Annotated in this window: 9 protein-coding genes and 5 pseudogenes; 9 read left to right on the top strand and 5 right to left on the bottom strand. The window is 40.7% G+C overall.

All coding sequences use genetic code 11. The features are described from left to right. Positions 1 to 205 precede the first annotated feature (205 nt). From I6L31_RS09940 to I6L31_RS09925, 4 genes and pseudogenes are all read left to right on the top strand, one after another. Positions 206 to 520 (top strand): annotated as a pseudogene (locus tag I6L31_RS09940) (IS66 family transposase); the annotation flags it as partial. Positions 521 to 621: 101 nt separating this feature from the next. Further along, positions 622 to 2,136, top strand: coding sequence for a TolC family protein (locus tag I6L31_RS09935; RefSeq protein ID WP_004835512.1), 1,515 nt, complete (start codon positions 622 to 624; stop codon positions 2,134 to 2,136). Next, positions 2,133 to 4,265 carry a type I secretion system permease/ATPase gene (locus I6L31_RS09930; RefSeq protein WP_000106054.1) on the top strand — a complete coding sequence of 711 codons (2,133 nt, stop codon included), beginning with the start codon at positions 2,133 to 2,135 and terminating at the stop codon, positions 4,263 to 4,265. Before I6L31_RS09935 ends, I6L31_RS09930 begins: the two co-directional genes overlap by 4 nt. Then, positions 4,265 to 5,455: an HlyD family efflux transporter periplasmic adaptor subunit gene (locus I6L31_RS09925; protein ID WP_005001541.1), complete on the top strand. Its 1,191-nt coding sequence runs from the start codon at positions 4,265 to 4,267 to the stop codon at positions 5,453 to 5,455. Before I6L31_RS09930 ends, I6L31_RS09925 begins: the two co-directional genes overlap by 1 nt. 195 nt (positions 5,456 to 5,650) lie before the next feature. Here the strand turns inward: I6L31_RS09925 and tnpC are convergent. The 3 genes and pseudogenes from tnpC to istA form a co-directional block, all read right to left on the bottom strand. Then, positions 5,651 to 6,337, bottom strand: a pseudogene (gene tnpC, locus I6L31_RS09920) (IS66 family transposase); the annotation flags it as partial. A 152-nt stretch (positions 6,338 to 6,489) separates the two neighbouring features. After that, a complete protein-coding gene (gene istB / locus I6L31_RS09915) occupies positions 6,490 to 7,263 on the bottom strand; it encodes an IS21-like element ISAba8 family helper ATPase IstB (RefSeq protein ID WP_005001544.1) in 774 nt (257 codons plus the stop codon). After that, positions 7,263 to 8,282, bottom strand: a complete 1,020-nt coding sequence (gene istA / locus I6L31_RS09910) for an IS21 family transposase (protein ID WP_005001546.1) — start codon at positions 8,280 to 8,282, stop codon at positions 7,263 to 7,265. Before istA ends, istB begins: the two co-directional genes overlap by 1 nt. 88 nt (positions 8,283 to 8,370) lie before the next feature. On the opposite strand from istA, the pseudogene I6L31_RS09905 reads away from it, so the two are divergent. Continuing rightward, positions 8,371 to 8,454 (top strand): annotated as a pseudogene (locus I6L31_RS09905) (IS1595 family transposase); the annotation flags it as partial. A 136-nt stretch (positions 8,455 to 8,590) separates the two neighbouring features. On the opposite strand, the pseudogene I6L31_RS18570 reads toward I6L31_RS09905, so the two are convergent. After that, positions 8,591 to 8,721, bottom strand: a pseudogene (locus I6L31_RS18570) (serine/threonine-protein kinase HipA); the annotation flags it as partial. A gap of 140 nt (positions 8,722 to 8,861) precedes the next feature. Here I6L31_RS18570 and I6L31_RS09900 point away from each other — a divergent pair. Continuing rightward, positions 8,862 to 10,919: pseudogene (locus I6L31_RS09900) on the top strand (SNF2-related protein); the annotation flags it as partial. Between the two features lie 26 nt (positions 10,920 to 10,945). Here I6L31_RS09900 and I6L31_RS09895 read toward each other — a convergent pair. Then, complete coding sequence (locus I6L31_RS09895; protein WP_219349264.1) at positions 10,946 to 11,647, bottom strand: IS1-like element ISPa14 family transposase; 702 nt, start codon at positions 11,645 to 11,647, stop codon at positions 10,946 to 10,948. A 239-nt stretch (positions 11,648 to 11,886) separates the two neighbouring features. Between I6L31_RS09895 and I6L31_RS09890 the strand changes: the two genes are divergently transcribed. The 3 genes from I6L31_RS09890 to tatA all read left to right on the top strand — a co-directional run bounded on the left by I6L31_RS09890 (position 11,887) and on the right by tatA (position 13,236). Next, on the top strand, positions 11,887 to 12,444 hold the full coding sequence (locus tag I6L31_RS09890; RefSeq protein WP_004762872.1) for an OsmC family protein: 558 nt from the start codon (positions 11,887 to 11,889) through the stop codon (positions 12,442 to 12,444). 55 nt (positions 12,445 to 12,499) lie between these two features. Continuing rightward, complete coding sequence (gene cynS, locus I6L31_RS09885; protein WP_004762871.1) at positions 12,500 to 12,949, top strand: cyanase; 450 nt, start codon at positions 12,500 to 12,502, stop codon at positions 12,947 to 12,949. 77 nt (positions 12,950 to 13,026) lie between these two features. Next, entirely contained in the window at positions 13,027 to 13,236 is a 210-nt protein-coding gene (gene tatA, locus I6L31_RS09880) for a twin-arginine translocase TatA/TatE family subunit (protein WP_004762869.1), read from the top strand. The last annotated feature ends 36 nt before the right edge of the window (positions 13,237 to 13,272 follow it).

Genomic DNA, 13,272 nt, shown 5'->3' with positions numbered 1-13,272 from the left:
CGTGTTGATGAATAAAAGTTGCCCCATCCGTGGGGCAATTTTTATGCTAGATGTGAATAATTTCGCTAAATCATTTAATGGCAAAGTAAGCGTCCGCTGAACACACCTTATGAATTCATCCTATAAGCCTTAATTTAGTCCCCACTTAAAAACAAGTGGGGACTTAATCCATGAACATGGATATATATTCAGCAACACCTCCTACAAGGCCATCAATTACACGCTGAAGCGTTGGCCAGCTTTAAGCCGCTATCTGGATGATGGCAATCTACCTATTTGCAATAATTGGGTCGAGAATCAGATGCGTCCCTGGGCGTTGGGGCGCAAGAACTGGCTGTTTGCTGGCTCGCTGCGCAGTGGTCAGCGAGCGGCAAACATCATGACGTTAATCCAGTCAGCAAAGCTGAATGGGCTGGATCCGTATGCCTATTTAAGTGATGTGCTGAAAAGGCTGCCGACACATAAAGTGACCCAGATTAAAGAGTTACTGCCACATCGTTGGAAATCCAACTCAAATTAAAAAATAGGTATGGGATTCAGCGGACGCTTACACAAAATTCCAGTACAATGCTTGAGTTTTGATTTTCCTCATCATCATTATTATAGTCGTGAAACAATATCATGAATAAACGGGATGTATTAATAAAGACGAGTTTATGTTCACTTCTTAGCCTTTATATGCCTTTACTTTATGCAGCGTCTGGTCAGGAAATTGCAACTTCGTTAAAAGATAATTTACAAGGTGTATTTACCCCAAAATCGGATGATCATTTTAATAAAGTAGATCTTAAACAGCTCTCAAATTTTGATGTCGATACCTCAAAGTTTGATGAACTTCCTGTTATCGGTTCAACACATTCCAATACGGTCAATACTGCGGGATTGAGCTTGGTAAGCCCCACTTCAAGAACGCTTGATATTTCTGAGGCAGTGAAAATTGCGGTTCAGCGACATCCTGAAATTAGTCAAAATATTGCGAGTCTTGCTTCTCAAAATGCCAATATTGATGTGGCTAAAGCTGCATATTATCCTCAATTATCGGGTGGTATTTCGACTGGAGATATGACTTCTGGCGAACGCGGTCGGCAGTTATTAAGTCTTAATGCGACACAGATGGTCTATGATTTTGGTAAGGTCAAATCCAGTGTGGATATTCAAAAAGCCAGATTAGCATTGCAGCAGGCGCAAGTGCTGGTCAAGATTGATGAGGTTGCACTTGAGGTTGCAAGTGCAATCGTGAATCTAAAACGCTATGAGGAAGTCTGTCGCATTGCACAGCAGCAAGTAGATGGGATTGCACGTATTGCTGAGATTGCCAATTTGCGTGCAAATGCTGGCATTAGCAGTCAGGCAGATCCCGTGCAGGCGAAGTCGTATCTTGAAGCTTCCCAATCAAATTTAATTGCTCAACAAACACAATTAAGACTGTATCAACAAAAATTACGGACTTTACTGGGCTTTGATATCAGTCGGATCAACTGGAAAATACCTGAAAATGTAGTCACTGAATCAAAGATTTTTGAAGCACCTAAAATCAATACGATTCCTACGATTATGTCTGCTCAAGCAGAAGTAAATGTCGCAAAAGCACAGAAAACTCAGACAGATCTCAGTCGTTACCCTACTTTAAATTTAGTTGGAACGCTAAGTCAGGCACTGAATGGTGTCAATCCAAACAATAACAAGGATGACGGATTTGATAGTTCAATTAAATTTGAAGCAAGCAGTAACTTCTTTCAGGGTGGATCAGTGGGGGCGCAAAGTCGCGCTGCAAGTTATGCAGAAGAAGCTGCCAAAGCCAAAGTACAAAATAGTTATATGGATATTCTGGAACAGATTCGCATGACTGAGGAACAAGTCACAAATAAACAACGGCAGATGCAGGTTTTGGTTGCCAGACAATCAACCACCACCAGAACAAAAGAATTATATCAGGAGCAATATAAGCTTGGTACGCGGACAGTAGTGGACTTACTTAATGCTGAACAAGCCATTCATAGTGCAAATATGGAAATTGAAAATAATCGTTATGATATTTATGCAAATCTAGTCCAACTTATCTCGACTACAGGTCAATCACGAGATGTTTATCATCTTAATCGTCTATCCATTCAGGGGGTTGAGGTTCAGCCATGAGTACGATGAATTACCAGCCATATCTTCAGGCAATTTTATTGATTGCCAAACATTATCGTATCGAAACCTCTGAAGAACGTATCCGTTTGCAGATGGATTGGGCAGGGGCTAGTGCAGCAGATGAGGTCGTGAAAACGATTGCACGTCAGATTGGCTTAAGTGTACGTAAAAGTAAATTTTCAAAAGAGATGCTTAATCCATGGCGTTTACCAGTCATCGTGGTATTCAAGGATGGTCAAGTTGGTGTGGTTGATCAGGCAGATGTCGATCATAATGTCAGTATCCAGATGAGTGGTGATCAGGGGCTTGCGCAAAGTTTTGTTGCTTCTGACCTTCAACATGAAATTGAAAGTGTTTATATCCTGCGACCTGAAAAATCAGTTGCAGATGCGCGTATTGATGAATATATCAAACCTTATGAGAGTAGTTGGTTCTGGTCGATCGTGTTACGTGACTGGAAACGATATATCGATATTATGTTTGCATCATTAATTGCAAATATTCTGGCACTGGCAACCATTATATTTTCAATGCAAGTCTATGATCGAGTCGTGCCTTCTCAGTCAATTCCTACGTTATGGGTGTTGGCAGGTGGTGTATTGATTGCGGCAATTTTTGAATTTGTTTTACGTGTAGCGCGTATCTATTTATCAGATATTATTGGTAAACGAGCAGACTTGCGTATTTCAGATCGGGTTTTTGGTCATACGCTCAGAATTAAAAATAGTGAGCGTTCCAAATCAACAGGTACTTTTATTTCCCAAATTCGGGAGTTGGAAGGGGTGCGGGAGCTAGTCACCTCAACGACGATTAGCGCCATTGCCGACTTGCCATTTTTCTTTTTATTTTTGGTTATATTCTGGATCATTGGCGGCAATCTTTTCTGGGTCATGGTACTTGTTGTACCGCTTATGATTATTCCAGCCATATTGGCACAAAGACCACTGGCTAAACTTGCCAGAGAGGGAATGCGTGAGTCTTCGATTCGTAATGCAATATTGGTGGAATCAGTGCAAGGCATAGAGGACATTAAGCTGTTACGCGCTGAATCCAGATTCCAGAATCAATGGAATCATATGAATGAAATGTCTGCCGATATTAGTATGAAGCAGCGTAAAATAGTGGGCGTGATGACTGCATGGACGCAAAAAGTCCAAGGTCTGACTTATGCTCTTGTGGTACTTGTTGGCTGTTTTGCCGTGATTAGTGGAGAAATGACCACAGGTGCATTGGTTGCATGCTCAATTTTATCTTCACGAATGTTGGCACCAATTGCACAAATTACGGGTGTTTTGGGACGTTTACAGCAAGCCAAAGTCGCAAAAAGTAGTCTTGATGAGTTAATGAAAAAGCCAGTTGACCAACCTGATCGGGCGCATTTGATCCATCGCTCAGTATTGTTGGGTGATTATCAATTGAATGGCACTTTATTTAAATATAATCAAGATGATGCAAAACCCAATCTAGCGATTGCTCAACTAGCAATTCGGGCGGGAGAGAAAATTGCAATTTTAGGCCGAAATGGCGCGGGGAAATCCACATTATTGCAATTATTATCAGGCATGCAAATGCCGCAGCAAGGTAATATTTATCTTGATGGTCTTGATTTATCACTGATTGATCCTGCTGATATTCGTCGTGATACAGGGTTACTTAATCAGAGTGCGCATTTGTTTTATGGCACAATCAGGGAAAACCTAACTTTAGGCGCACCTTTAGCCTCAGATGATGACTTGATTCAGGCGCTCAAAATGACAGGAGCTTGGTCATTTGTACAAGATAAAAAAGAAGGTCTTGATCATCTTGTACTTGAGGGTGGCTTAGGTTTCTCTGGTGGACAACGGCAGGCTTTGTTGCTGTCACGCTTGCTTATTCGCCAACCTAATATTGTATTGTTAGATGAGCCAACAGCGTCGATTGATGATGTAGCAGAAAAACAATTTATTGATCATCTAATGAATTGGATGGGGCATCGGACTTTAATTGTTGCAACTCATCGGCGAGCTGTTTTGGCATTAGTTGATCGAATTATTGTCATGAATGAGGGGAAAATTGTGATGGATGGTCCACGCGATCAGATTTTGAGTCAATCAAATAATCAAACTCATCCATCCAGTGGGGCACAATAATGAATGAACAACCACAACAAACAAAACGTCCTGCTAAAGCTTCATTTCATGAACCACCTTTACCTAAATCGAGTATGGTCATCTGGATTATTGGCTTAGGACTTTTGGTGTTCTTTATATGGGCTGCTTTATTTAAATTGGAAGAAGTTTCTACAGGTACGGGTAAAGTTATTCCATCTTCTAAAGAGCAAATTATTCAGTCATTAGAGGGTGGTATTTTGACCAAACTCGATGTTAAAGAAGGTGATATTGTAGAAAAAGGCACCATATTGGCACAATTTGATCCGACTCGCTTTGCATCTAATGTAGGTGAATCGCAGTCTTTGCTCGTTTCTTCATTGGCCACTTCGGCACGTTTACGGGCAGAAGTAAATGGAACTGCATTACAATTTCCCGAGATAGTTCAAAAAGATTCGCAATTGGTTCGTGAAGAAACACAGTTGTATAATACACGACGGATAAATTTAGAAGAGTCAATATCAGATCTAACGACTTCTTTAACATTGGTACAGCAAGAGCTAAGAATGACTGAGCCGTTAGTTGCTAAAGGAGCTGCAAGTGAGGTAGAGGTTTTAAGGTTAAAACGTCAAGCTTCTGATTTACAAAAGCAAATTAATGATACACGTAGTCAGTATTATGTAAAAGCAAGGGAAGAATTATCCAAAGCCAATACCGACGTAGAAACACAACGGCAGATTGTGAAAGGAAAATCAGATACATTAAATCGTACAGTCTTTAGAGCGCCTGTTCGCGGTGTGGTAAAAGAAATCGATGTAATGACTTTAGGTGGCGTAATTCCTCCTAATGGCAAGATTATGACGATTGTGCCGTTAGATGAACAGCTTCTGATCGAAGCTAGAATTTCGCCAAGAGATATTGCCTTTATTCGTCCAAACCAACAAGCTTTAGTCAAAATTACAGCGTACGATTATGCGATATATGGCGGATTACATGGCAAAGTGACCGTGATATCTCCTGATACGATTCGAGATGAAGTTAAACAGGATCAATTTTACTATCGGGTTTATATTCGCACTGATTCAGATAAGCTGCGAAATAAACAGGGTAAGACTTTTGCGATTACGCCTGGAATGGTGGCGACAGTTGATATTCGCACTGGACAGAAAACAGTGCTGGACTATTTGATTAAGCCATTCAATAAAGCCAGAGAAGCGTTAAGAGAAAGATAAAGTCTTAAATTTTATGGATTTTGTAGTGATACAAAATCCTTTTTTTAATTTTAGATATCTCATTACCGCGCACGAACCACAAGCCGATAATACCCAATCAATAAAAAAATACCTGTCGCACAGCTCAAAAATATGAGTTTAGTTAAAACCAGATAAGTTTGAGTGTAAGCGTCCGCTGAACCCCATGCCTATTTTTTAATTTGAGTTGGATTTCCAGCGATGTGGCAGTAATTCTTCTATTTGGGTCGCTTTATGCGTCGGCAGCCTTTTCAGCACATCACTTAAATAGGCATACGGATCCAAGCCATTCAGCTTTGCTGACTGGATTAATGTCATGATATTGGCTGCTCGCTGACCGCTGCGCAGCGAACCTGCAAATAGCCAATTCTTACGTCCCAACGCCCAAGGTCGCATCTGGTTTTCCACCCAATTATTATCTATAGGTAGATTGCCATCATCCAGATAGCGGCTTAAAGCTGGCCAACGCTTCAGAGTGTAATTGATGGCCTTGGCGGTTGGAGAACTCGATGGCACAGTCAGTTGATGTTGGTTAAGCCATTCATACAGTTGTTGCATCACCGGTTGACTATGCTGTTGTCGGTATTCGCGGCGCTGTTCTGCCGTACCATCGGTCTTTTTCCTGAGTTCTGCTTCTATCGCATACAGTTTCTGAATCAGCACCAATGCCTGTTCAGCGACCTGACTTTTCCCGGTCACATGCAGTTCATGGAATTTACGACGTGCATGGGCCATGCAGCCCACCTCAATGACCTGACCTGATTTAAAGCGTGCTTTATAACCACTGTAATCATCACAGACTAGATTGCCCTGCCAGCCATTCAGGAACTCTGCAGCATGCTGGCCTGAACGACTATCCTGAAAGGGCACTGTTGCAAATAGGCTGACATGATAAGCTAAATATCTTATTTATTTCGAGATACAGCAGATGAATCCCTTCACTGTCAACGGCAATTTAAAACTGACCCCTTTTACCTTAAAAACAGCAAAGTAAAATTGACCCCTTTGATGATTTATTAAGACTCAATTTGTGGTTGAATTCCTACTCTCTTTTTATCCTTCAAACGATAACTCTCACCCGATATCTGTACCACATGACAGTGATGTAATAGCCGATCTAACATCGCAGCGGTCAACGTAACATCATCCGCAAATGACTTAGACCATTGGCTAAAGGGTAAGTTACTCGTCAATATCGTACTGCCTTTTTCATAACGCTTGGCAATCACGTTAAAGAACAGATTCGCTTCTTCACGTCCAAACGGTAAATAACCAATTTCATCGATAATCAGTAACTTTGGTCCCAGTACCGCACGTTGCATATAGGTTTTCAATTTACCTTGCTGATAGGCTGTACTCAGTTGCAGCATTAAATCCGCTGCGGTAATGAACTTGATCTTAATGTTGTTCATGATGGCCTTATAGCCTAATGCCATAGATAAATGCGTTTTTCCTACTCCGCTAGCCCCGAGAAACACCACATTTTCTGCTCTAGCAATAAAGCTCAGATTGAACAGTTCAATCACCTGTGATTTAGGGGCCCCTAGGGCATAATTAAAATCATAGTCTTCCAGGGTTTTGACTTGAGGCAGGCCTGAGAGTTTCATCAGTACCTGCTGGCTACGCTGTTGCCTGGCAGCATATTCATGCGTCAAGATCGCTTCAACAAAGTCGGCATAACTTCTATCCTGACCTAATGTTTGTTGTGCATGATGTGACCATTGTGATGCGATGGCAGGCAGATTAAGCTTTTGGCAAAGTTGCTCTATACGGTCGTATTGCAGATTCATCAGGAAACTCCCAGCAACTGGTCATATACCGATAAGGGATGCTGCAAACTCTCGTAGGGCATGACATGCTCTGCTGCTGCAACAGGTACAGTGCCAGAACCTGTATCTGATTGCGGTAATGGCGTAAATTTTTGCTGCTCTTGTTGCAGTCGAACAGCCGGTTTTTCTTGCGTAGTGGCATGAATCCGCTGATTGGCGGTTTCATGCAGCCACCGGCCAATGTGGGCATTGGCGACATCAACATCTAACAGTAAACCCGAAGTCTTCAGGCTTGCTTTCAATGGCACAATAAAGCTTGATTTGAGGTATCCATTAAAGCGTTCAACTTTGCCTTTGGTCTGTGCACGGTAGGGCTTACATACGCGGGGACGAAAGCTGTATTTCTTGGCGCAGTCGAGCAGTTTGGGATTCCATTTATGCTGCCCCTCCTGATAGGCATCCCGTTCAATCATGATCGTTTTAGCGTTATCAAACAGGATTTCCTGAGGTACTCCTGCAAAGAACTGAAATGCATTTTCCAGACCATCGATCCATGCATCCGTACGTTCATGATCATAAAATTTCACGAAAGTCGCTCTGGAATACCCTAATGTTGCGACAAAGGCTTTCAAAGTCGTGTTGTTGCGTCGAATTGTGGTGAAATCCACCTGCATTTGTTGGCCAGGTTGGGTTTCAAAACGAATGACTGGCTCCAGTTTGGCAACTGGTTTTAATGTTGCAAGATATTCCCTCAAGATCCTGATCTTTCCTGGATATCCCAACCCTAAAATTTCCTGGTAGAGCACAACGGCAGGAATCCATTCAGGATGTGCTGCATTTACACGATGGAGTAAATAGGGTTTATATGGATCAAGAATACTTGTTCTAGGTTGTGTACGCCGATACTGAGGTGTTTCCTTCTGCCGTAAATATTTACGCACGGTATTTCGGGACACCCCCAGTTCACGAGTAATAGCTTTAATAGATTTACCCTGTTGATGAAGAATTTGGATTGTCACTGCTTGCTCCAAAGTTAACATGTTGAGCAGTCCAAAATGACCGCTATATTAACCAAGGGGGTCAGTTTTTAAATGCCATTAGGGGGTCATTTTTACACTGCCGCTAACAGATTATCATCTTAAAGAAACAGAATGGCGTTGGATGAGGGAGCCTAATGAGCTAGCAACAGAGTTGTGGGACCTCATTAGGTAAAACTAAGTGCAAATCTGCTAGTCTAGAGCCATATTTATTAGCGATTGCGATTGGAAGTGTGGTGACTGGTGTAGCTTATGCCGTGATAAAACAACGGTTAAAATAAAGCCCTTCATAGAAGCTTTGTGAAAGTTATTCAGTGCAATAAATGAATATTATGCTCAATCCTATTTTGGATCAGTTGGAGAGTCTCACTTGAATTTGTCCAGGTAATAGATCATGAGCGATATTGCTGAATAGGATTGCAACCTTACAAATCGAGCCAATATTCACCCCATCCATTGTAGTAAACATTAAGTTTTTTTGAGCATGGATTTATTTTCTTCTGATACGTTGGCGAGCCCTACTGTTCTGAAATGACAGCTTTGTCCGTTATAATTGTATAAACATTTTGGTGTCTGGTAATTATGTCCTTATTGATCAATTTTCTATCTCGCTTTAGTACTGCAACTCTTCAGCGCAGTCTGAGCTATGCTAAACACATTGATAGGGAAACAATTGAGTTCTTTGAGGAAAATGATGATGTCACGATGTATGCTCAAATTGAAGGGACAGATTATTACGATACCGCGATTACCTATAATCTTAAAAAAGACCGTTTAATCGATGATGACTGCACTTGTCCAGTTGGATATAACTGTAAACATGCTGCTGCTTTAGCGCGGTTATTCTTTCAAGAATATCGTCAGGAATTTCAACAGCGTTATGCTGAATCTCAATCTCCGCAGGGAATCGCAAAACGCCGATGGGGGGATGATCAGGCGCAGCGCTGGTTGAATGATTTTAAACGGTATTTACAACAGACTGAACCAGAGCAATCTGTCAAAACAAACAATTATTTAATTTACCTGCTAGATCAGTCGATCAGCTTAAAGAAATTGACAGTTGATGTTCAGAAGGCCAGACGCAATAAGAACGGCTCAATTGCAGGGGAAAGTTATTATACCCAATATGAAAATATCACCAGAAAGCATCTGACTTTACCTGAACAAAAACGACAATTATTTAACCAGATTTATTATTACGCCAAAATAAACAGCGACGAACGCTTTTATCAAAGCAATCTTGATATCTCAAGCATTTTATTGGAGCATTTCAAATCTTTTATTCAAAGTGGCGATGTGTACTGGAAAAAAAAGAGCCATACTGCACTTCAATGGTCAGAACAAGGCTATCACATCGAACTGATCTGGCAACAAGGTTTAAACAAACAGACAGAGCATTTAAACATTGAATTGGTCAATGGTGATATTCGACTCGATTTAAAATCAAATCCTCATATTCAGATTCTCGCGAGCCAGCCACCGTGTTATGTGGATATTCAACAGAACACGGTGGGCCAGTTATATGGTGAATATACGGCAAATCTTCTGTACCATTTTTTACAGATGCCTGATCTTCCATCTATGCTCTTGCCAGAGTTTGAGAAACTGACTCATCAATATTCAGACGTGAAAAATCTGCCTCAGCCCGAGTCTATTCAGCATATTGATGTCCTTGAGGGTAGTCCCCAGCCAATTTTACGCTTCGGTTTTTTAGATAAATTTGATTGGAAATGGGAAGAGTCTGTTTGTGCTGAAATTGAATTCTCCTATGCAGGCGGAAGAATAAAAGCAGGTACATCAGGCGACAGTTTTATTGGTGAGCAGCATGACAAAATGGTACGACAGCTTCGGGACTTAGTTCAGGAACAACAGTCAATCCAACGTTTACAGCTATTGGTCGAATCACTGAAGTGGGTGAAAGATCTTAGTTATGACCATCAATTAAAACTGGATAAACAACGTCTTGATTCTATGGTTTTTGCTTTCTATGGAGATTGGATTAAACAGCTGATGCCCATCAATCAAATTGAGTTGATGGGCTGGCAGATAGAGCATCTGAAAAACAGCCCCTTTAATCTGCAATATGTTGAAAATTTAAATATTTCTATCACTGAATCTGAAGGTCAGCAGGACTGGTTCAATATCGGGGCGACGGTTCAAGACAGTGCAGGCAATTCTTATAATTTGCTTGATGCGCTCGTAGCTTTGGTGCGAGTAAATCCTGATTTACTTGATCCGCGGACGTTTATTCATCTGCATGACAGTCAAATTTTCACCGTGAAAACTGCAGTTGATCAACCTGATTTGGCTCTATCCGCTAGGGATATTAAGCCGGTATTGTTGCATCTGCAGAGCATTTTACAGCAAGAAGAGCGCAGTATTGATCGCTATGATGCGAGTCAATTATTAGAATTGCAGCATAATCTTGGGATGACATGGCAGGTCAGTGATCGCCTGCAGCAATTTGTACAGAAATTCAAACAAGGCTATCAGCAACAACTGCCGACACCACAAGGTTTTCAGGGGGAGTTGCGTCCATACCAGCAGCAGGGCTTAGGCTGGTTACAGTTTTTAAGGGAAACCCAGCATGGCGGGATTCTGGCAGATGATATGGGCTTGGGGAAAACAGCACAAACTTTGGTGGTGTTTCAAAAAGTATGCTGACATTAAATGAAACCATTATTGATGTAAAAAAAGGTTAAGTCGAAGGCTTTAAAATGGTTTTCAATCTTTTTGGAGAAATTACAACTCTTTCTAAAACCGCGCCTAATTCTATGCCTTATTTTACAATTATTACCTTCAATACCTACGGTAAAAAACTTACCAATACTTTGCTTGCAGTTTTTAAAAGCAGTGATGAAACTGTCCCAATGATCACTTGCAATTCGGGTGTAATGAATACCTAATTGTTTAAGCTTTGTCTTCAACCGTTGGACTGTAGCTAAATCTCTCTTACCCCAAACATAAGCAACAATCTCACCTGTTTCTCGATGGTAGGCGTAAATAAGCCATTGTTTATTATTTTTATTTCCAACAAAAGTCCAGAATTCATCTACTTCGAGAGATTCATAATGACTTTGTTTAGGCTGAATTTGATAGGTCGATTCAGTTAAAGTCCGTAAAACTTTACCGATACTAATGCGCTCAACTTCAGCGATATCTCGTATACCGCTGCCTCTGACCATCAACTGTAATATTTTACGAGTAATGCCAGAATTACATCCTAGATAGCTCAGAGCATGGTCACCAATAAACTGACGTTTGCAGTCTTTGCATTGATAGTTTTGTTTCCCATCTACTTTGATGCCATTTTTCTTTATACTGTCACTGAGGCAGGTTGGACATTTGATTTCTAGAGTTATTTGCATTTCTCTATTTTATCAAAATTCAACCTGCTTTTTTTCAGCATACTTTTTGAAACACCACCGAATATATAGCATTTGACACTTCGGACAAAATGTTGAACTTTGTAATCAATGTCTAATTAAGAATTTGAAAAAAATACTAAAAAATATTTATATTATTGTTTTTGTTAAATAAAAATTATTGGCACACAGTTTGCTATCTACATGACATAACCAATTGATCAACCTAAAAGGTGAAACCTATGTCAGATGTAATCGAGCAAGCTAAAACTGTAAAAACTCATCTTAAACCGATTGACCGTGATGGCTTAATGGCCTTTGCTGAAAAAGGCCGTAATAACCCACAGAGCATGGGCGGAAATAAGGTACATACCATCATGCAAGGCATGTATCGAAGCTTAAGTTATGTAGGAAACCATCAACCTGTTGTGGTGGATGAGCCATTACATTTATTTGGTGAAGATACCGCACCAGCACCAGGTGAAATTGTACTTTCTGGTTTGGGGGGGTGTTTAGCTGTTGGTATTACAGCTGTAGCGACATGGAAACGTATCCCATTAAGCAAGCTAGAAATTTTCTTAGAAGCAGATATTGGTAATCCTGCTGCTTGGGGTGCAGGTGGTGCATTAAAAGCGCCTGAAGAAATGGGCTTCCAAGCGATTCGAGTCAAAGTGTTAATTGAGGGGGATGCAACACGTGAAGAATTGGATGAAATTGTGAAACATGCCAATTTCTACTCACCAGTTGCCAATTCTATGCGTAATCCTATCGCATTTAGTATCAGTTTAATGGGTGAATAAATAGAATTTATCTAAGCCTTTATTTTCACTTTTTATAAAATTTTAGGAAAAAATGATGATTACAAATCGAAATCAGGTCACAGAACAAATTATCTCAGCCAAAGTCATGAAAGGTTTAAAGTGGTCTGACGTTGCAGAGCAACTTGGCTTATCAAAAGAGTGGGTGACATCAGGTTGTCTAGGCCAAATGGCTTTTGATAAAGCACAAGCTGAAAAATTGGGCGAAATATTTGATCTGTCTGATGAAGCGGTGGCATGGCTACAAATTGTCCCTTACAAAGGGTCATTACCTACAGCTGTTCCAACCGATCCACTGATTTACCGTTGGTATGAAGTAGTTAGTGTTTACGGTTCAACCATTAAAGAACTAATTCATGAAGAATTTGGTGACGGAATCATGAGTGCGATTGATTTTAGTATGGATATCCAGCGTGAAAGCAATCCAAATGGTGACCGTGTCAATGTCGTCCTCTCAGGCAAATTCTTGCCATATAAGAGTTACTAATTCTGTTACGACTAAAGGCTCATGCATGAGCCTTTAGATATTTTCTATCACAACGTTAATTTTTGGGAGAAAATCTCATGGGATTATCCATTTGGCATATTTTGGTCTTGCTGATTGTACTGATTTTGGTGTTTGGTACTTCACGTATTAAAACTCTTGGTCGTGATTTAGGTACTGCAATGAAAGATTTTCGGCACAGTATCAATGATGATTCCGCCATGATCGGCAATTCTCAGGATGACTTAAAGCAGAATCACAAAACAACTCAAGTTGCACAGGACAAGTAGTCAGTGCAATGGAGAACATGATGTGCTGATTTAAGG

Source organism: Acinetobacter septicus, assembly GCF_019355975.1.
Lineage (GTDB): Bacteria > Pseudomonadota > Gammaproteobacteria > Pseudomonadales > Moraxellaceae > Acinetobacter > Acinetobacter ursingii.
Note: the sequence above shows the minus strand (reverse complement) of the source record. Positions and strands in the feature narration are given on the sequence as shown.